General features: G+C 66.3%; 16 protein-coding genes. 13 read left to right on the forward strand and 3 right to left on the reverse strand.

Annotation, left to right across the window (positions count from 1 at the left end; all coding sequences use genetic code 11):
• Positions 1-90: 90 nt before the first annotated feature.
• Both apbC and dcd read left to right on the forward strand, forming a co-directional pair.
• Entirely contained in the window at positions 91-945 is an 855-nt protein-coding gene (gene apbC / locus AC5P7A_RS01045; RefSeq protein ID WP_014647911.1) for an iron-sulfur cluster carrier protein ApbC, read from the forward strand.
• A 78-nt stretch (positions 946-1,023) separates the two neighbouring features.
• Complete coding sequence (gene dcd / locus AC5P7A_RS01050) at positions 1,024-1,596, forward strand: dCTP deaminase (protein WP_014037995.1); 573 nt, start codon at positions 1,024-1,026, stop codon at positions 1,594-1,596.
• A gap of 106 nt (positions 1,597-1,702) precedes the next feature.
• Here the strand turns inward: dcd and AC5P7A_RS01055 are convergent, their stop codons facing one another.
• The 3 genes from AC5P7A_RS01055 to AC5P7A_RS01065 are packed head-to-tail and all read right to left on the reverse strand — an operon-like array spanning position 1,703 to position 2,976.
• Positions 1,703-1,870 carry a LiaI-LiaF-like domain-containing protein gene (locus tag AC5P7A_RS01055; protein WP_005418011.1) on the reverse strand — a complete coding sequence of 56 codons (168 nt, stop codon included), beginning with the start codon at positions 1,868-1,870 and terminating at the stop codon, positions 1,703-1,705.
• Between the two features lie 15 nt (positions 1,871-1,885).
• Positions 1,886-2,308, reverse strand: coding sequence for an HIT domain-containing protein (locus tag AC5P7A_RS01060; protein WP_014647910.1), 423 nt, complete (start codon positions 2,306-2,308; stop codon positions 1,886-1,888).
• Positions 2,305-2,976, reverse strand: coding sequence for a dienelactone hydrolase family protein (locus AC5P7A_RS01065; protein ID WP_032957503.1), 672 nt, complete (start codon positions 2,974-2,976; stop codon positions 2,305-2,307). Before AC5P7A_RS01065 ends, AC5P7A_RS01060 begins: the two co-directional genes overlap by 4 nt.
• Positions 2,977-3,341: 365 nt before the next feature.
• On the opposite strand from AC5P7A_RS01065, the gene AC5P7A_RS01070 reads away from it, so the two are divergent.
• From AC5P7A_RS01070 to AC5P7A_RS01120, 11 genes are all read left to right on the forward strand, one after another.
• Positions 3,342-3,800 (forward strand): hypothetical protein, encoded by a 459-nt coding sequence (locus tag AC5P7A_RS01070; RefSeq protein WP_014037992.1) that lies wholly within the window; start codon positions 3,342-3,344, stop codon positions 3,798-3,800.
• The gene (locus AC5P7A_RS01075; RefSeq protein WP_014647908.1) at positions 3,800-4,144 is read left to right on the forward strand and encodes a hypothetical protein; all 345 of its coding nucleotides are present in this window, start codon (positions 3,800-3,802) and stop codon (positions 4,142-4,144) included. The genes AC5P7A_RS01070 and AC5P7A_RS01075 overlap by 1 nt, the downstream gene beginning before the upstream one ends.
• 80 nt (positions 4,145-4,224) lie before the next feature.
• Entirely contained in the window at positions 4,225-4,467 is a 243-nt protein-coding gene (locus AC5P7A_RS01080) for a phage tail assembly protein T (protein ID WP_227864145.1), read from the forward strand.
• Between the two features lie 94 nt (positions 4,468-4,561).
• Positions 4,562-6,877, forward strand: a complete 2,316-nt coding sequence (locus AC5P7A_RS01085) for a phage tail tape measure protein (RefSeq protein ID WP_069116152.1) — start codon at positions 4,562-4,564, stop codon at positions 6,875-6,877.
• Positions 6,874-7,227, forward strand: coding sequence for a hypothetical protein (locus AC5P7A_RS01090; RefSeq protein WP_014647906.1), 354 nt, complete (start codon positions 6,874-6,876; stop codon positions 7,225-7,227). Before AC5P7A_RS01085 ends, AC5P7A_RS01090 begins: the two co-directional genes overlap by 4 nt.
• Positions 7,224-7,685 (forward strand): DUF1833 family protein, encoded by a 462-nt coding sequence (locus tag AC5P7A_RS01095; RefSeq protein WP_014647905.1) that lies wholly within the window; start codon positions 7,224-7,226, stop codon positions 7,683-7,685. The genes AC5P7A_RS01090 and AC5P7A_RS01095 overlap by 4 nt, the downstream gene beginning before the upstream one ends.
• Positions 7,685-8,080, forward strand: a complete 396-nt coding sequence (locus AC5P7A_RS01100) for a hypothetical protein (RefSeq protein ID WP_014647904.1) — start codon at positions 7,685-7,687, stop codon at positions 8,078-8,080. The genes AC5P7A_RS01095 and AC5P7A_RS01100 overlap by 1 nt, the downstream gene beginning before the upstream one ends.
• Positions 8,071-16,347 (forward strand): host specificity factor TipJ family phage tail protein, encoded by an 8,277-nt coding sequence (locus tag AC5P7A_RS01105; protein ID WP_495219817.1) that lies wholly within the window; start codon positions 8,071-8,073, stop codon positions 16,345-16,347. Before AC5P7A_RS01100 ends, AC5P7A_RS01105 begins: the two co-directional genes overlap by 10 nt.
• Before the next feature lie 88 nt (positions 16,348-16,435).
• Positions 16,436-16,651 (forward strand): hypothetical protein, encoded by a 216-nt coding sequence (locus AC5P7A_RS01110; RefSeq protein WP_041863666.1) that lies wholly within the window; start codon positions 16,436-16,438, stop codon positions 16,649-16,651.
• Between the two features lie 188 nt (positions 16,652-16,839).
• A complete protein-coding gene (gene rimO / locus AC5P7A_RS01115; RefSeq protein ID WP_495219818.1) occupies positions 16,840-18,201 on the forward strand; it encodes a 30S ribosomal protein S12 methylthiotransferase RimO in 1,362 nt (453 codons plus the stop codon).
• Complete coding sequence (locus AC5P7A_RS01120; protein WP_495219819.1) at positions 18,198-19,022, forward strand: DUF3025 domain-containing protein; 825 nt, start codon at positions 18,198-18,200, stop codon at positions 19,020-19,022. Before rimO ends, AC5P7A_RS01120 begins: the two co-directional genes overlap by 4 nt.
• Positions 19,023-19,057: the final 35 nt, after the last annotated feature.

The following is a 19,057-nucleotide window of genomic DNA, read 5'->3' on the forward strand; positions in this document are numbered from 1 at the left end:
GCACGAATCTGTCGCATTCCTGAATTTCAGTCAGCTTGCATCCAGCTTGTATGATGTCGGGTTATCCCCCTGACCCCGCCGGTGCCCGTTGTGAACAGTTCTCCCCGCCGTCCCCATGTCAGCCAGGTCCAGAAGGGACTTACGCCGCATGCCCGCATCCGCAACGTGATCGCGGTCGGTTCGGGCAAGGGCGGCGTCGGCAAGTCCACCACCTCGGTGAACCTGGCCGTGGCGCTGCAGCAGCTCGGTGCGCGCGTGGGCGTGCTCGATGCGGACATCTACGGGCCGAGCGTGCCGGCCATGCTGGGCCTGTCCGGTCGCCCGGAAAGCCCGGACAACAAGAGCATCGAGCCGTTGCGTGCCTTTGGCGTGGACACCATGTCGATCGGCTACCTGATCGAAGAGGACACGCCGATGATCTGGCGGGGCCCGATGGCCACCTCGGCGATGACCCAGCTGTTCAACGACACCCTGTGGGACGACCTGGATTTCCTGCTGATCGACCTGCCGCCGGGCACCGGTGACATCCAGCTGACCCTGACCCAGAAGATTCCGCTGGCCGGTGCGGTGATCGTCACCACGCCGCAGGACATCGCCACGCTGGACGCGAAGAAAGCGCTGAAGATGTTCGAGAAGGTCGAGGTGCCGGTGCTGGGCATCGTCGAGAACATGGCGGTGCACACCTGCAGCAGTTGCGGGCACATCGAGCACCTGTTCGGCGAGGGCGGCGGCGAGCGCATGGCCGCGCAGTACGGCGTGCCGCTGCTGGGCTCTCTGCCCCTGCAGATCGGCATCCGTGAACAGGGCGATGCAGGCACCCCGATCACCGTCGCCCAGCCGGATTCGGCGCCGGCCCAGGCCTACCGCCATGCCGCACAGCGCCTGATCGAGGAAGTGGGCAGGCGCCCGCGGGCTTCCATCCCGATCCTGTCGTCGCTGCTGTAAGGGCCGGGGCAGGGGCCGCCGGCCGAGGCCGGGCCCCTGCTAGAATCCTCGCGCCCCCTCGTACCCCCAGGACAAAGCATGAGCATCAAGAGTGACCGTTGGATCCGCCGCATGTCCGAGCAGCACGGCATGATCGAGCCGTTCGAGGCCGGGCAGGTGAAGCAGGCCAACGGCCAGCGCATCGTCAGCTATGGCACGTCCAGCTATGGCTACGACGTGCGCTGCTCGCGCGAGTTCAAGGTGTTCACCAACATCAACTCGACGATCGTCGATCCCAAGCACTTCGACTCGGGCAGCTTCGTCGACATCACCGCCGACGAATGCATCATCCCGCCGAACAGCTTCGCGCTGGCGCGTACCGTCGAGTACTTCCGCATCCCGCGCGATACCCTGGTGGTGTGCCTGGGCAAGAGCACCTACGCGCGCTGCGGCATCATCGTCAACGTGACGCCGCTGGAGCCGGAATGGGAAGGCCACGTCACCTTGGAATTCAGCAACACCACGCCGCTGCCGGCGCGCATCTACGCCAACGAAGGCGTGGCACAGATGCTGTTCTTCCAGGCGGCCGCCGACGACGTCTGCGAGACGTCCTACCGCGACCGTGGCGGCAAGTACCAGGGCCAGACCGGCGTGACCCTGCCGCGGACCTGACGATTGCAGGCGATTTGTAGAGCCGAGCCATGCTCGGCTGCCCTGCATTGAAGCCGAGCATGGCTCGGCTCTACATGAGGGAAGGCGGCGCAATGCGCCGCCTTCCTTATTTGCCGCGACCGAACAGCATCGCGATGCCGACACCAACCAGGGCCACCGGCCACCAGGTCAACAGCAGCTTGGACAGGTTCAGGTGCGTCCAGCCGAGATTGCTGGCGAGCATGAACAGGCCGATCAGGATCAGCAGGACGGCGGCAACGAGGTTGAATCGCATCGGGTCGGCGAAGGCTCAGGACTGGGCCGGATATCCTAGCCGTTCCTTCCAGTAGGCGACATGCTGGTCCAGCGCCGCCGGCTCGTAGCGGTGCGCCGGGCCACTGCCCCAGACCGGGCCCGGCCAGGCCGGATCACCGTCATGGCGGCCGATGACATGGAAGTGCAGCTGGCGCACGATGTTGCCCAGCGCCCCGATGTTGATCTTCTCCACCCCGTCGGCACCCTTCAGGGCCTTGCAGGCGCGGTTGAGCTCGGTGCGCAGCTTGTCCTGCTGCTCGCCGTCCAGCTCGATCCACTCGGTCACCCCGGCCAGGCGCGGTACCAGCACCAGCCAGGGGAATCGTTCGTCGTTCATCAGCCGCACTTGCGACAACGGTCCTTCCGCCACCAGCACGCTATCGGTGGCCAGGCGTGAATCGAGTTCGAATTCGCTCATCCAAGATGCTCCGAGAAGAAGTCCAGGGTGCGTTGCAGCGCCAGGGCGGCGCTGTCTGGATCATACGCATGTCCGACCTCCCGGTTGAAGGCGTGATCGGCCGGATAGACGTAGGTGGCCATCTGCGGCAGCTTCTCGCGGTGGGCCTGGACCGCTTCCGGCGGGATGCTGCGGTCCTGGGCGCCGAAGTGGAAGATCACCGGGGCCTTGGGCGCCTCGTCGAGGAACTGCACGTTGCGCGCACCGTAGTAGCTGACCGACGGCAGCCCCAGGCGCAGTGCGGACAGCATCGCCACCGTGCCGCCCCAGCAGTAGCCGACGGTGCCGACCTTGCCGTAGGGCGCCAGTCGGGTGGCCGCCGCGCGCACGACCTCCAGCGCCCGTTCCATGCCCAGCGCGCCGACCCGTTCCAGGCCCTGCTTCACGCCCTCGGCGTCGTAGGGCAGCGCATCCGGGTCGGCGTCGGGGCCGTCGACCAGGTCGAAGAACGAGGGCGCCAGCACCGCATAGCCTTCGGCTGCGAAGCGCTCGGCCACGCTGCGGATGTGCGGATTGGCGCCGAAGATTTCCTGCACCACCACCAGGCCGCCGCGCGCGGTGCCGTCCGGCAGGGCCTGCCAGGCCCGTACCGGGCCGTGATGCGTATCCAGGGTGATCCACTCGGCCATCGTCATCTTCCTCGTTGCTGGGAACAGAGCTGCATTGTCGGCGCTGCGCCGGTTAGCGCGGCGTCAGCGGCTGTGCCGGATCGGGCGGCTGCGGGTTTGCGGCAGTGCGTTCCCAAGGCGGTGCAGAGGGCTGTTTCTGCATTGACCGGTGCACACCCGCAGCCTAAGCTTTCAGCCACGATGACATACAAGCCTCCGGCGCGAGCCGGGGGCTTTTTTGTTGTCCGCGTGTTGCGGGTCGCAACGCGCAACCGGTGGCTGTGACGGGCCAGCCACGATGACCCACTGCAGGCAGCCCCGAGCCTGATCACCCCGAACCCCAGCCGCCGCAAGGCGGCTTTTTCATTTCCAGGAGATTCAACACCATGTCCATCAATCAAGCCATTTCCGCCCAGGACTCCGCGCTGTACGTGAAGGCCGGTACCGCCCCGACCGCGCCGAACAATCCGGCCGGCTATACCGAAATCGACGGCCTGACCGCCTTCCCGTTCGGCCGCGGCCAGGCCAACACCCTTGATGCCACCAACCTGCGTTCCAAGCAGATGGAGAACATTGCGGGTCTGTCCGGCGGCCAGGCCGTGCAGGTGTCCGGCCACCGCTGGCCGGTCGGCAGCTCGGCAGGCCAGGAGATCCTGCGCGACGCCGATCCGGATGCCGACCTGCACTTCCTGATGGTGCTGCCCACCGGCGATGCCGCTACCTTCGTCGCCAAGGTCGCCGCCTTCAACGTGGCCCCGGGCACCAACCAGGTGCTGACGTTCACTGCGGACCTGCTGCCGCGTGAGTTCGCGCTGGTAACCGTGGCCGCTGGCGGCACCCCGTGATGCTGCTGGGCAAGCAGCAGATCCTGGACGCGCAGGATCGCCGGCACGAGGACGTCGCCGTACCCGAATGGGGCGGCAGCGTGCGCGTGGCGATGATGTCGGCGCGTGACCGTGATCGCTGGGAGCAGGAGACCTATGGCGGTGACACGCCCAAGGTGGATGACTTCCGCGCGCGATTCGTCGGCCTGTGCCTGGTCGATGAAATGGGCGAGCGCCTGTTCTCCGACCATGAGGTGGCCCAGCTGGGCACGAAATCGGCCGCGGCGCTGGATCGCGTGTTCCGTGTCGCGCAGACGCTCAATGCGCTCGGCGATGCGGCCGTGGGAGAGCTGGAAAAAAACTGATCCGCCGGCCTGAGCGCCGGCTTCAGTTCCGGATCGCGTGGAGGCTGGGCCTCCCGCATCCGGACCACCTGCTGGCGGGAGTGACCTCCCGCCAGCTCTCGGAGATGTATGCGTTCGCACGCCTGGAGCCGTTGGACCAGCCCCTGCAGGGGATGCTCGCCCAGCTGACCAGTGTGCTGGCGCAGGTGCACGGCAATACGACCACTGCCGACGACTTCCTGCTGGTGCGACCGCGTGCGTCGCCGGAGAGGGCGGCAAAGGAGCGCTCGCAGCAGCTGCTGGAACTGTTCGGCAGCGCATCGCGGCGCAACGCTGCGGCGTGATTCCGGGCGGGGCAGGGCATTGCTTCTCCGATGCGTGGCATGCAATCGAACCTGGGGCCCTGCGGGGCCCCTCATCATTCTTGGAGGAACGCGTATGGCGTCCACTAACCAGAATCTAGACGTAGTACTGCGGGTCAACACGACGGGCTTCCGTACCGCAATGGCGGAGGCCAGCCGCCTGGCAACGCAGAATCTCAAGACACTGCGCGCGGAGGCCGAGCGGACGGCCGCCGCGCTGGCGCGCGTGCATGCGGCACCGGAGGGCGCAACGGGCAAGGCCGCGACAAAGGCAAAGGCCAACGTCGGCGGCGATGTGCTCGGCAGCGGCTTGAAGGAGCTTGGTAGCGGCCTGCTGACGGCCGCCGGTGGCCCATGGGGCATCGCCATCGCGTCGGTGCAGAAGCTGGGCGAAGCGTACCTGGACATGGTCAAGGCGTCCGAACGTGCGCGCAGCGAGTACAAGGAGCAGATGCAGTCGCTGCAGCAGATGTCGTTCTCGATGGACCAGGCCGGCCTGGGCATGGGCGCGGGCACGCTGCCCCTGGAGCAGGCGGTCGCCACGCTGCATGAGCAGGCCAGGGCGCTGCGCGAGCTGGAGGCACGCGAGAAGGCGCTGCAGGGCTCGGTCGTCCATTGGGAAGGCCGAGTGAGTCATGGCCAGCGATCGGGACGGGAAGGGGCGGGCCTGAGTGCAGCCTCGGACTACGCCGAGCTGGAGAAGGCCAGGGCGAACCTGGAAGCGTTCCAGGCGGAGGTCGCGCCGGTCCAGGAGAAGTTCCGTGGCCTGAAAGAAACGATCAGGGGCGCCCTCGACGAGAAGCTGTTCAATGCGATTGCCGCGGCCATCCAGAACGTGGACAACCAGACGCTTGACCAGCTCATCGCGTCTCTGGGTGCGACGCAATGGAACGCATTGAAGGCGACCGATGCCTTCAACGGCATGCTGGGCGCCATGCGCGGAGAGGCGTGGCGGGACGAGGTCGAGTGGATCCGGCTGACCCGTGGCGAGTACGCGGCCTGGATGGCTGAACGCGGCGCGGAGATCAACGCAAGGGGCGGCCCGGACAAGATGGACCCGGCCCAGCGCGCAGAGTTCAACAGGGATGCCGCGCGCAAGAAGGCCGACATCGAACGCAAGGCCCAGTTCCGCGAACAGCAGCAGGCCGCCCAGCAGTCGGTCAGGGGCGTGCACGAGCAGGCTGATGCGTACGCCGGGCTGATGGATCGCATCGAGAAGCAGATCGCCCAGGACCGGGTGCGGCAGAAGCTGAAGGAGGGGATGACAGAGGCGGAAAAGCTGCAGGTCACCCTCCTTGACGAGATGGAGCATGCCGAGAAGAAGCTCAGCGAGCAGAAGCAACTGCGGGTGAAGGCCTCGCTGGACGCCGCGGTGGCCCTGGCCAAGGAAGCGGCAGCCGCTGAAGCGTCGAAGAAGGCCCAGCAGGATCTGCTGAAGCTGCAGCGGGAGCTCCAGCAGGCGGCGCATGCACAGCAGCGCGGCAACGACCAGGCGCTGTTCGGCATCGGCCATGGCGCAGCGAGCGTGGATCGCATGCAACGCCGTTCCGCTCTGGATGAGGACCGGGACAATCGAAAGCGCGCGCTGGACGACGAGTCGCGTGGTGAGGACGGCAAGGTCATCGAGTCGGAGCGCTACAGAGCCCGGCTGGCCGAGCTCGATGCATTCCATGAACAGTCACTGCAACGCGAGGCAGAGTTCCAGGAGAACAAGAAGGCATACCAGTCCGATTGGAAGAACGGCGCAATGCGGGCGTTCGAGGACTATGCCGATGCCGCGGCCAATGCCGCCGAGTTGAGCCACGGCGTCTTCAGTAATGCATTGGGCGGGTTGGAAGACAGTCTGGTCAAGTTTGCCCAGACCGGAAAGCTGTCCTTCTCCGACCTCGCCGACTCGATCATCGCCGATCTGGCGCGCGTGGCAGCCAAACAGATGGTCAGTGGGCTGATCAGTTCGATCGGGCAGATGTTCGGGCCGAAGATCACCGGCTTTTCCATCGGCGGGTACACGGGCCCAGGGGGCAAGTACGAGCCGGCCGGCATCGTCCACAAGGGCGAGGGCGTGCTCAGCCAGGAAGACATGGCTGCGCTCGGCGGCCCATCGGCATTCTTCGCCCTGCGCACTTCGCTGCGAACCGGCAATGGCCTGTCCGGTGGTGATAGCGGGGGTTATGTGCAGGTACCGATCGCCCGTGCCGGCGAGGGTGGGATGAATGTGGAAATCAACAACTACGGCGAAAGCCGGGTCAACACCCGGGAAGAGCGGCAGCGCATGCCCGATGGCAGCGAAGTACGGCGGCTGGTGATCGACATCGTGGGCGACAGCCTCAACGGTGGTGAGCTGGGCGCCATTGGACGGGCCCGATACGGATGGACGGAGGCAGTGGGATGAGCAGTTGGCCAGAATATGCAGAAATCCGCTTTGCGGATTACGGCGAGGAGATCGTCGCTTCGGAAGAGCGGACCGAGATGGAGCGCGGCCCCAGCAAGATGCGCGCGCTCAACAGCCGGGTGATGAAGAACGTGTACGCCTCGGTGCAGTTCCGCACCGCGGCTGACGCCGAGGCATTCGAAGCGTGGTACCTGCACGATGTCGGTCGCGTCGGCTGGTTCACGATGGAGCACCCGCGGACCGGGCAGCCGATCAGCGCCCGCTTCCCGCAGGGCATCGGCCGCCTGGTGCCACTGAACACCCGGTTCCGCTTCTCCAAGCGCGATCTTGTACTGGAGTACATGCGATGAGTTCCTTCCATGAGCGCCGCCAGCGCCTGGCCGACACCCAGGGACCGCTGATGCTGTTGGAAGTGTCGGCGCCGTCGATGCCGGAGGTGTTGCGGATCGTCAACGACAACGTCAACTGGACCAGCAACGGCAAGGAGTTCATTGCCGCACCGTTCGGCTTCCAGCTTCCCGACGATGTCAGTGGACAGGCACCGCGCGCGCAGCTGGTGATCGACAACATCGGCCGCGCACTCACCGAGGACCTGGAAGGGCTTGCCCCCGGAGAGATGGTGACCGCACGGTTGATGCTGACCGATCGCGCCGATCCGGATGCCATCGAGGCCGAGTACGACCTGCCGATGACCCAGGTGTCGGTCAACACGCGCACGGTCAGTGCCCAGTGTGGTGTCGACTTCCTGATGCGCCAGCAGGCCGTGCTGCTGCATGCCAATCCGTTCACGCTGCCGGGAATCTTCTGATGCGCCTGGTCGACGTCGAGCGATGGGTGGGCATCCCCTATGACGAAGCAGCGTGCGACTGCGCCGACCTGGTGATGCAGGTGCAGCGGGCTCTGTTCGCCCGTGAAGTGGCACTGCCCGGACGCCGGCCGCGCGGGCGGCGCGGCTCGGCCGAGCTGGGCGCATTGTCGCGCGCGCAGGCGGTACCTCGCGAGGGGCCTCCACAGGACGGCGACCTGGTACTGATGATCGAACGCGGACAACACAACCCCGGCCACGCCGGGGTTTTCTTTTTCCTGGCTCATGAGGGCTGGGTCTTGCACAGCAACGAAACGAACGGCTGCAGCGTGCTGCACCGCGTTCGTGACCTGCCCGGATTTGGGCTGAGGATCGAGGGATACTACGCATGGAACTGACACCACAACCGGCGGTCGACGGCCGCCTCATCATCACCCCGCACCCGGTGCTGCTGGATGGCCAGCGCAACGTGCCGGTCGAACTGCGCCCGGGTGAAAGCCTGTACGCATTCCTCATGCGCCATGTAGACGGGCTCGATGGCCGCGCATGGCAGGTCTGCGTTGACGGGCTGGAGGTGCCGCGCGAGCAGTGGATGCACACGCGACCGCGCCATGGCCAGTTGATCGAAGTGCGCAGCGTGGTGGGCAAGGCGGTGATTCCGCTGGTGGCGATGATCGCGCTGACCTATTTCACCTTCGGCATCGGCACGCTGGTGGCCGGTTCCGCGTGGGGCGCAGGCGCCATCGCAGGCACGTACGGCACGCTGGCCGCATCCGCGGTCTACGTGGCCGGCAGCGTGCTGATCAACAAGGTTCTCACGCCGAAGCCGCCCAAGCCCGGTGGCGGCGGTGTCGCCGACACGGCGTATTCCCTGGCAGCGCCGCGCAACCGTGTGCGCGCCTATGAACCGCTGGGCCTGCTGTTCGGTTCCACGCGCCTCGCTCCGGACCTGATCAGCCGCCCCTATACCTGGTTCGAGGGCGATGAGCAGTACGTCGGCCTGACCCTCAGCCCGGGCATCAACGTTGGCCGGGTGGAGGCCCTGCAGAACGGTGATTCAGCGCTGTCCAGCTACGAAGGCGTGCGCACCTGGTTCCGCGGCTTCCCGCAGATGCCCGACGAAGCGATTCCGCTGTACAGCAACGCGGATGTGATTGAAGGCGCGCAGCTGCTCGATACCGGCAGCGATGCCAAGCACGTGGCCAGCCCGTGGGTGGAGCGCACCAGCTCCGCTGACTCTCTGCGCCTGCAGGTGAACATCGAGTTCCGGCTGTGGGATACCACGTCCAAGGGCAAGGACAAGGACAACCGCGAGCAGATCCAGATCCAGTACCGGCCGGTCGGCTCCGATGCCTGGCAGTCGTTCGGCAATTACAGCGTCGTGGGACGCACGCAGAAGGCGCGCCGCGTCAGCTACGGCCGCGACGTGGAGCTGGGCCAGTACGACGTGCGCGTACGCGTGGCCGGGCAGAACACCGATGGCAGTGGCGCGCAGGCGAATTTCACCTGGACCACGCTGGTCAGCGTGCAGCGCGACGACGCCAGCCATGCCGGCATTCCTGCCATCGGCCTGCAGATGAAGGCGTCCGGCCAGCTCAATGGCACCCCGGATGAGATCCGCTGCGTGGCCCACGCGCGACCGATTCCGGTGTGGAAGGGTGAAGCGGCCGGCTGGGTGACCGAGGAAACCAGCAACCCGGGCGCACAGATCCTGGCCTACGCGCGTGGCATCCATGATGAGAACGGCAAGCGCATCGCCGGCCTGGGCATGGCCGACCGGCGCATCGATATCGAAAGCCTGAAAGCCTTCATGCTGCACTGCGCGGACAACGCGCTGGGCTACGACTACTGGCTGACCGAGGTGCGCAGCCACCAGGCAGTGCTCGACGCCATCGCGCTGGCCGGCTTCGGCCAGGTGACCTGGGCCAAGGGCCGGCTGGGCGTGGCCTGGGCGGCCGATGAGCAGCCCCTGTCCGGCGTGGTCAACATGGCCACGATCAAGAAGGGCCAGTTCCAGGTCGATTACACCCTGGCCAACGCTGCCGACGGCATCGAGTACAGCTACCTGGACCGCCGCACCTGGAAGGCGGCGACGCTGCGCGTGCCGGCGCCGGGCGTGGAGGTGATGCTCAATCCGGCCAAGATCACCGGTGAGGGCGTCAGCTCCGAAGCCCATGCCGCGATGCTGGCGCGTTGGCATCTGGCGCAGAGCGTCTATCAATACAAGTCGATCAGCTACAGCACCGACATCGAGCACCTGGCCTACTCGCGGTTGTCGGTGCTGGCGTTGCAGCACGACCTTACCCAGTGGGGCTTCGGTGGCCGCCTGATCGATGCCGCCGTCGACGCTGCAGGCGTTGCCACGCTGCAACTGGACGAGACGGTCCCGGCACCTTCGCTGGGCAGTGCGTTCATCGGCCTGCGTATTCCAGGCGAGCGTGTCTACCGCGTACTGCGCGTGGTTCCGGGCGCTGAGCCAAGTGACAGGCTGGTGCTGGCCGATCCGTGGCCGGCAGATGCACCGCTGCCGGGCCACAACGACGGCAATCCTGCACACGACACGATCTGGATCTACGACTTCAAGCAGACGCCGGGTACCCGCGTGCGCGTGACCGGCATCCGCCCGGAAGGTGACCTGAAGGGCGCCGCTGTGGAGGTGGTGCAGGAGGGGCCCGAGTTCTGGCACTACGTGCGGACCGGGCAGTATGTGCCGCCGTCGAATGAATCCTCGCTGCAGACCCGGCCGGTGGCCAGCAATCTGAAGGTGGTCGAGCGCCAGGTCAGCCGGGGTGGCAGCGTGCATACCGAACTGCAGGCCAGCTTCGATATCAGTGGACCCACCGGCGAAACGCGGGTCCTGTCCGATCCAGACGGCAATGCCGCGCTGGAGGAAGTGGCACGCACCACCACGCGATCAGCGAGCTGGGCGATTCCCGGAGCGGGTACCTATCCGGTGGTCGTTCGTCCGTACAGCCCCGATGGCCGTGCCGGCGTTGCCGTGTCCACCCAGTACACCACGCTGGGTGCCGATGCGCCGCCGGTCCTGGTCGATCTGTTCGACATCGAAGAGCTCAGCGGTGGCGTGCGCCGGTATGTGTGGGGCTTCTCCGGCGACACCGTGCAGTCGGCTGATTTCGCCGGCGTGGAAATCCGCTATACCGCCGGCAGTATCGACAACCCGCTGTGGGAGCACATGACCCCGCTGGGCGATGCCGGTGGCTTCTTCACCTCCGCAATCGAAGCCGTATTGCCAGAGGCGGGCAGCTGGACGTTTGCGTGCCGCAGTCGCAACACCGCTGGCGTGCTGTCCGTCGGTGCCCGCTACCTGCGACGCTCGCTGGGGCGCAATACCGGGCAGACGCTGGAGGGAATCGGCGGTGTGGTCGAATCTGTCAAGCAGGACCTGGGCAAGGAAATCAACGCCCGCATCGACAGCGACCTGGCCGCCGCCACCCGTGCAGCCGAGGCGCTGCGTAGCGAATCGCTGCGCCTGCAGGACCAGATCACCGCCAGCGCCCAACGACTTGCCGGCCAGGCCGAACGGCTGGACCAGCAGGCGCAGGCGCTCAAGGCGAACACCGATGGCCTGGCGCGCGAAGTGCTGGACCGTGCTGCCGGCGATCTGAATACCCGCACCGAGCTGACCACGGCGGTGACCCGCGAAACCAGCGAGCGCCGGTCGGATGTGGAGAACCTGACCCGCATGGTGAGCCAGCTGTCGGCAGGCAGTGGCGTGCAGTTCGACAGCAAGCGCATCTGGTACTTCGACAGCAGCGTGGAAGGTTGGGGCGCGAATGGCGGCAGTCCAACGCTGGTGGAGGGCTGGCTGCGCCCGGCCAACCATGCCAGCGACGCCTTCGTGACGAGCCCGCGCGGCCAGGATGTCCAGGGCGCGGCGCACCGCTTCGTCAAGCTGCGCATCCGCAAGGTGGGCAGTCCTGCCTGGGACGGGCGCCTGCTGTGGAATGGTCCCGGCCAGTCGTGGGACAACGCACGCATGGTGCAGTTCGCGGAGCCAAGCTATGACAGCAACGGCATCGCGACGCTGGACGTGGACAACATTCCATGGAACGGGACCATCGTCGACCAGATCCGCCTGGATCTGTCCAAGGCGCAGACCGATGCCGACTACTTCCTGCTGGACTGGGTGGCGATCGGCCGCCCGACGCCGGGTGCGTCGGTGGCCATGTTGCAGGACGAAGCCACTGCACGCGTCGCAGCAGACAGCAGCGAAGCGGGCCGGCGCGAGTCGCTGGCCGTGCAGTTGCGCGGCAGCTACGAGGGCGGTGACCTGGCAGGGGTCAGCCAGGGCCTGATCGCGGCCGAGAAGACCGCACGGCTGAGTGGCGACCAGGTCAACGCGCAGTCGATCCAGGCACTCCAGGCACGGATGCCGGCAGGCACCGGCGCGCTGGCCACCAGTGCCAGTGTCAGCAGCCTGCAGCAGGCGATGGTGACCGCTGACACCGCGCTGGGGCGGCGCGTGGACAGCCTCGATGCCACGATGGGGGACAAGATCGGATCCAGCGCCTTCAATGCGTTGAAGACCGAAGTCGGGCAGCTCGATGGCCGGGTTACCAGCAGCAGCCAGGACCTGGTGCAGCTGAAGAGTCGCATGGAAGCGGTGATGGGCGCGGGCAGCAACCTCGCGCTCAATGGCGACTTCAACCTGGGCGCTGGCACCGGCTGGACGTTCTTCAACACCACCGCAGCATCGGTGGTGCGCGAGGGCCGCGGCAACAGCCTGTGCTGGAAGGCGGAGCCCTATGCGGGCGGAAGCAATACGGTGGTCAGCGCCGCGGTCAATGAGGGGCGCGTCATCACCCTGACCGCCGGCCGTCGCTATCGAGTGTCGTGCTGGACGCGGACCAGCGAGGACTTCGACGGCACCGCCGACAATACCAAGCTGCGCGTCGCCGACCACAACGGCAACCTGATGGGCGGCGCCACGCAGTCGTTCCCGAAATCGGCGGACTGGGTCAAGACCGAGACCTTCGTGACGTTGTCGCCTACCGGCACGGTGCAGGGCATCAAGGTCACGATCAACCGCAATGGCACGGCCGGCACGTTGTGGCTGGACGATCTGTGGGTGGAGGATGTGACCGATGTCGACGCGAACGCTGCGGCGGTCAGTGGCCTGTCGACCAGGGTGGAACAGATCGATGGCAAGCTGAGCAGTGCCGCCGAGGACGTCACCCGGCTGGCCTCGGGCATCGGCAACATGGTGGCCTACAACATCATCGCCAACGCACATATCCTCGCCTGGCCCACCGGTGGCCCCCGTGCATCGGGTGTGTACCGTGCCAATGGCAGCATCGTGCCGGGCATGGGCGCCAACCGGGGGCTGCGGGTGGGCATCATCAATGCGGACAACAGCATCACCGATACGGCGGTGTTCGATACCCATGGCAATCTGCAGAGCGAGTCGGCCCGCTTCAACACCTGGTACGACCAGACGCTGAAGGACAACCAGTACTTCATTGCCTATACGTCCGATGCAGTGGGGGCGATCAGTAGTGCCAGCAACAGCGACACCAGTGGCCTGCGCACCCGCCTGCTGGACGCGGGCCTGTCACAGGAAAACCTGGCGGCCCTGTCGGGGTCGCGGATGCTGGTGATGATCGGGCGGCGCAGGAGTGGTGCCGGCGGTGGCAGGCAGATCCTGTCGCCCTTGCCGGAGACCGGCCGTACTGGCATGTGGGTGGAAATGACCGTCACCGTGCTCAATGGCGTGCCGACCGGATCGCAGGATTCGTCGATGCTCGATCGTACGGCGCGGAGCAATGCGGACGCATTGACCGGGCTGCGCACCGACGTCAGCAAGCTCGGTACCGACCTGGTGTCCGCCGCCGACAGCCTGACCAGCCTGACCGCGCGGGTCGACACCTCGGTGACCAGCAGCGACAACGTGCTGCGCAACAGTAACTTTGCTGGCAGTGCCGCCTGGTGGACGCTGACCCGTACCGTGTCGGCCAACACCGTGGAGTGGGTGAAGGCATCGGGCCAGAGTGGTGATGCGTTGCTGATGACGCACGGGCCGCAGGCCGGGCAGAACCCCTTCATCACGGCCAATGACGCGCGGTGGTTGCCGGTGGTTGCGGGGCGGTCGCGCCGGTACCGACTGGTGATGGTGGCTCGCGCCTTTGATGAAGCCACGGCGACCCTGGTCTGCCGGCTGCGCGTGCGGACCAGCGGGGTGAGTGAAAGCCATGCCGACGTGACGCTGAACCTGTCCGATGCGTCCTGGAAAACCTACACGGCCGAATGGTCTGCCGCGCAGGATCGCAACGAGATCATGCCGCAGGTGCATCTGACCAACGCCGGCGGCAAGGTGCTGTTCGACCGGATCGAGTTCTACGACATCACCGATGCGCAGGACATCGCCGGCAACGCGACGGCCATCGCCAACCTGCGCAGCGACGTGGTGCAGCTGGGCGATCGTGTCACCAGCAGTGCGTCCAGTGTGCTCAAGCTGCAGTCGGACGTGCAGTCGGTCCTCAATGGCAGCGACAGCCTGTTCCCGCTGGGTGCGTTCGAAACGTTCCAGGATGGCCAACTGCTGGGCAGTGCGGCGGGCACGATCTACACCGCCCGCGCCGATGCTCGCCGGACCGGTGAGCGCGGTCTGGATGTGAACGTTGCGGCCAACACCAGTCCGAACACCAATGCGGACCTGTACCTCGGGCAGTGGACCCCCATCACCGGCAATCGCCGCATCTATGTGGAGTACTACGCCCGCCTGCATCCGGACAGTATCCAGCCGACCGGTGGTTCCATCCGGGTGGGCTGGCAGACCACCAACGAAGCCAACGCGGAGAATTCCTGGCCCTTGCAGGCTTACGCACTGGCCTCGCTGCGCAAGGATGGCTGGACCAAGGTCAGCGGTTACCTGAACACCGCCGCGTCTGCGGCGAAGTGGCGGATGCTGGTCAGCATTCCGGGAGGAAGTGGTGCGCGCGAAGTGGGCGTGCGCGTGCAGGTGGACGACATCCGCATGATCGATGTCACCGACGCCTACGCCGCGCAGCAGAGCGCCGCTGCCACGGCCACCGCGGTGACCGCGCTGACCACCAAAGTCGATCAGCAGGGCACGAAGGTCGACGCGCAGGCGCAGCAGCTCACCGACCTGTCCAGCGGGCTGAAGGGCGTGCTCAACACCGGAAGCGGCCTGCTGCCCAATCCCGACTTCGCCGAAGGGCTGGGGGGGTGGACGGCATCGGCGGCGGCCAATGGGGCGGTGTGGAGTACGGTCAACGGCGACGGACGCCCAGGTGTGCTGCTCAACCGCTACACGAACGTGAATCCGACCCTGCAGGCCAACGGTGGCAAATGGGTGCCGATCAACGGCGCGCGCCGCCTGCGGGTGATCGTCCGCGCCTGCGGTGCTGGCGGCGCCAACAATCTGCTGGTGCGGATATATCGCAAGAATGCGGCAGGCCAGCAGTCCTACCAGGATCTGCGTGCCGTGTTCGCGGTGGAGGCGTTCGAGACCCGATCGTTCGACTTCGATGCCTTCAACAGCGGCATCGATGCCTGGCGCTTGAACCTCTATGTTCATCCCGACAACGGTCAGGTGCGGGTGGACAGCGTCCAGGTCTATGACATCACCGACCAGGTGGCCAACGATGCCAATGCCTCGGCCATCACGGGGCTGAGCACCTCGGTAAGCCAGCAGGGCACCAAGCTGGACACCACCGCGCGTGACCTGACCCAGCTCAAGACCCAGGTGGGCGACGTATCGGCCAGCGGCTTCTCGCAGCTGAACAGCCAGGTCAGCCAGCAGGGTACGCAACTGACTGCGCTGTCCGGGCGGATCGATGGCGTGCAGGCCTCACTGGGTGGCAAGGCGGATGCAGCCGTGGTCACCAGCATGCAGGCGCAGGTCAAGAATCTGGGCGCCGGTGGCAACCTGCTGATGAACACCACGTTCCCCTTCTGGCAGCGCTCGGGGTGGGGCTGGGGCAGTAATCCGAACGGGCGGTGGACCGAACTGGGCAACCCCACCGGCGATGACAGCTGGCATCCGCAGGGGATCTTCGGGCTGGGCGCGGTGACGCCCGGCGTCGTCGCAGCAGGCGAAATGGCATGGTGGGGAACCGAGTACGACATCGCCATCGAAGGCGGCAAGACCTATTGCGCGTCCGCCTGGATCAATACCCATCGCGTGGAAGCCAAGCTGGAGATGACGTTCTTCGATGCGGCCGGCAATCACCTGGGGCTGGTGCACAGCCCGGGCGTGAGGAGCGATACCGGAACCCCGATCACGCTCGACCGCTTGACGCGCACGTTCCTGATCACCAAGGCGCCCGCCACGGCGACCTTCGCTCGCTTTCGCGTGATCGTGATCGGCACCGGTGGAAACACGCCCTATTTCTGGATGTTCCGCCCGATGCTCAGCCAGGTGGACGCGGCAGCAACCGCCCCGCCCACCTGGTCGGCCGGAGGCACCGAGTCTTCCGCGCAGTGGTCGGTCAACGTCCGTGCAGATGGCCGGGTAGGGGGCGTGCAACTGGCGTCCAGCGGCCAGGTCTCGCGTTTCGATGTGGTGGCCGACGCGTTCAGTGTCAGTGCCCCCGGTGGCGGGCGTCGTACCGAGTACAGCGATGGCAACTGGCGGGTCTATGACGAAGCCGGACGCCTGCGCGTGCGCATGGGCGTGTGGTGACCCGTGCACCTGCCCGTCGCGGTGGGTGCCCTGCATGAAAACCGTTCGGGCCGCCGGTGGATGCGGCCCTTTTTTTTGGAGATCCAACATGAAGTTCAACGCACGTCTTGTCCTGCTGACCCGCGCAGTGGAGCAGTCGGGGGTGGTCAATCTGCATTTCCGGCCGGAGGGCGAGAACCTTCTTCCGCAGATGGTGATCCCGGTATCGCCGCTGGATGCGTATGCCTTGAAGTTCGGGGCACTGTACCGGTTCGAGGCGATCGAGGTGGAAGAAGCGCTGCCCATTGAAGCAGCCGCTGGCTGAGACCGGGCGGTTGCAGTGGTGCTGGATATGACCGGGTACTGACCCTTCACGGGCCAGGCGCCGCAGGCGGCAGCGGCGATTCAGGGCGCTGGCCCGAAGCCCGGTATACTGGCGCCCTTTCAGGCCCCGGCCCCCAGGAACCCCTGCCATGCCGGCAGGGGCCCAGGCCCCCAGAGTCCCGCGATTCCATGTCCCAGCTGAACCCCAAAGTCGGCTTCGTCAGCCTTGGCTGCCCGAAGGCCCTCGTCGATTCCGAGCGCATCCTCACCCAGCTCCGCTCGGAAGGCTACGACATCGTCCCGTCCTACGATTCGGCCGACGTGGTGGTGGTCAACACCTGTGGCTTCATCGATTCGGCGGTGACCGAGTCGCTGGATGCCATTGGCGAGGCGATGAACCAGAACGGCAAGGTCATCGTCACCGGCTGCCTGGGCAAGCGCCCTGAGCAGATCCGCGAGGCGTACCCCAACGTGCTGGCGGTGTCCGGCCCGCAGGATTACCAGAGCGTGATGGAAGCGGTGCATGAAGCACTGCCGCCCAAGCACGATCCGTTCGTGGATCTGGTGCCCGACTACGGCATCAAGCTGACCCCGCGCCATTACGCCTACCTGAAGATTTCCGAAGGCTGCAACCACAAGTGCAGCTTCTGCATCATTCCGTCGATGCGCGGCAAGCTGCTCTCGCGCCCGGTGGATGAGGTGCTGCGCGAAGCCGAGCGCCTGGTGCGTGGTGGCGTGCGTGAGCTGCTGGTGGTTTCGCAGGACACCTCTGCCTACGGCGTGGACGTGAAGTACGCCGAGAAGATGTGGCGCGACAAGGCCTACCAGACCCGCCTGAAGGCGCTGTGCGAAGGCCTGTCCGAGCTGGATGCGTGGGTGCGCATGCACTACGTCTACCCGTATCCGCACGTGGACGAAGTGGTGCCGCTGATGGCCGAGAACCGCATCCTGCCGTACCTGGACATCCCGTTCCAGCATGCGAGTCCGCGCATCCTGCGCCTGATGAAGCGCCCCGGTGCGGTCGAGAAGACCTTGGAGCGCGTGCAGAACTGGCGCCGTATCGCGCCGGACATCACCGTGCGTTCGACCTTCATCGTCGGCTTCCCGGGCGAGACCGAGTCCGAGTTCGAAGAACTGCTGTCGTTCCTCGACGAAGCGCAGCTGGATCGCGTGGGCGCGTTCGCCTATTCGCCGGTCGAGGGGGCCACCGCCAACGATCTGCCCGATGCTGTGCCGGAGGAAGTGAAGCAGGAGCGTCTGGCCCGCTTCATGGAGAAGCAGGCGCAGATCTCCGCCGCACGCCTGGAGGCCAAGATCGGCACCGTGCAGCAGTGCCTGGTCGACGCCATCGAAGGCGATATCGCCGTGGCCCGTTCCAGGGCCGATGCGCCGGAGATCGACGGACTGGTGCACATCCAGAACGCCGACCAGGTGCCGCTGCGCGTGGGCGAATTCGTCGACGTGGAAATCACCGAGAGCGACGAGCACGACCTGTACGGTGACGCGCTGCCCGCCGCTACCCGCCCGGCATTCGACCTCAAGATGCTGTGACCGCAGCGACGACCGCCGCCAATGACGGGGGCGGCGTCCGGCGCTTCGTACCGCCGCCACGTGCGGCGATCGATCCGCAGGTGTTCGCGCAGCCGCTGTTTGCCGGGCTGCAGGATTTCCGTGATCTGCTGGTTGGCTCCCACTGGCCGTCCATCGCGGCGCTTGACGCACGCCTGTCCCTGCCGGGTTGGCAGCTGGTCGAACAGGATGCCGCGTTGCTGGCCGATGGCCTGCACTACGAGGCCCGCATCGCGCAGGGGCGCATCGCCACCCGTGCCGACAACTGGCACGACCTGTTCAACGCGCTGGTGTGGGCCTCCCACCCAAAGCTCAAGCGGGCACTCAACGTGCAGCAGTGCCGGCATATCGAAGCCATGCCACCCGGCCAGCGCAACCGCGCGCAGGCCGCCTTGACCCAGTTCGACGAAACCGGCGTGATCGTGCGTGTGGATGATGTCACGTTGCTGCGCGCGTGGGATGGGCATGACTGGCCTGCGTTGTTCGAGCCGACGCGCTGGCAGAGCGGTGACATCGCCATTGCCACGATATTCGGGCACGCGTTGATGGAACAGGCACTGCTGCCGGGGCGATTGCTGGTGGGCAAGTGCGTGGTGGTGCAGGGTGATGCCGATGCTGCCTGCGTCGACGCGGTGACTGCGGCCATTGCCGAAGGCAGGGCAGTGACCGATCCGCTGCAGCTGCGGCCCCTGCCGTTGGCCGGTGTTCCTGGCTGGCACGGCGTGCAGGATTCCGCCTTCTATCGCAATGCCGGGTATTTCCGCCCGTTGCGCGCAGGGCGCACATACCCGCCGCCGTTGTAGAGCCGAGCCCATGCTCGGCTGCGTTTGCCCATCAG

Source organism: Stenotrophomonas sp. YJH_SMC_65 (assembly GCF_059369475.1).

Coding starts and splice junctions, on each gene's coding strand:
- dcd (WP_014037995.1), top strand. CDS start 1,024: ATGAGCATCAAGAGTGACCGTTGGATCCGCCGCATGTCCGAGCAGCAC.
- AC5P7A_RS01055 (WP_005418011.1), bottom strand. CDS start 1,870: ATGCGATTCAACCTCGTTGCCGCCGTCCTGCTGATCCTGATCGGCCTG.
- AC5P7A_RS01060 (WP_014647910.1), bottom strand. CDS start 2,308: ATGAGCGAATTCGAACTCGATTCACGCCTGGCCACCGATAGCGTGCTG.
- AC5P7A_RS01065 (WP_032957503.1), bottom strand. CDS start 2,976: ATGGCCGAGTGGATCACCCTGGATACGCATCACGGCCCGGTACGGGCC.
- AC5P7A_RS01070 (WP_014037992.1), top strand. CDS start 3,342: ATGTCCATCAATCAAGCCATTTCCGCCCAGGACTCCGCGCTGTACGTG.
- AC5P7A_RS01075 (WP_014647908.1), top strand. CDS start 3,800: ATGCTGCTGGGCAAGCAGCAGATCCTGGACGCGCAGGATCGCCGGCAC.
- AC5P7A_RS01085 (WP_069116152.1), top strand. CDS start 4,562: ATGGCGTCCACTAACCAGAATCTAGACGTAGTACTGCGGGTCAACACG.
- AC5P7A_RS01090 (WP_014647906.1), top strand. CDS start 6,874: ATGAGCAGTTGGCCAGAATATGCAGAAATCCGCTTTGCGGATTACGGC.
- AC5P7A_RS01095 (WP_014647905.1), top strand. CDS start 7,224: ATGAGTTCCTTCCATGAGCGCCGCCAGCGCCTGGCCGACACCCAGGGA.
- AC5P7A_RS01100 (WP_014647904.1), top strand. CDS start 7,685: ATGCGCCTGGTCGACGTCGAGCGATGGGTGGGCATCCCCTATGACGAA.
- AC5P7A_RS01105 (WP_495219817.1), top strand. CDS start 8,071: ATGGAACTGACACCACAACCGGCGGTCGACGGCCGCCTCATCATCACC.
- AC5P7A_RS01110 (WP_041863666.1), top strand. CDS start 16,436: ATGAAGTTCAACGCACGTCTTGTCCTGCTGACCCGCGCAGTGGAGCAG.
- rimO (WP_495219818.1), top strand. CDS start 16,840: ATGTCCCAGCTGAACCCCAAAGTCGGCTTCGTCAGCCTTGGCTGCCCG.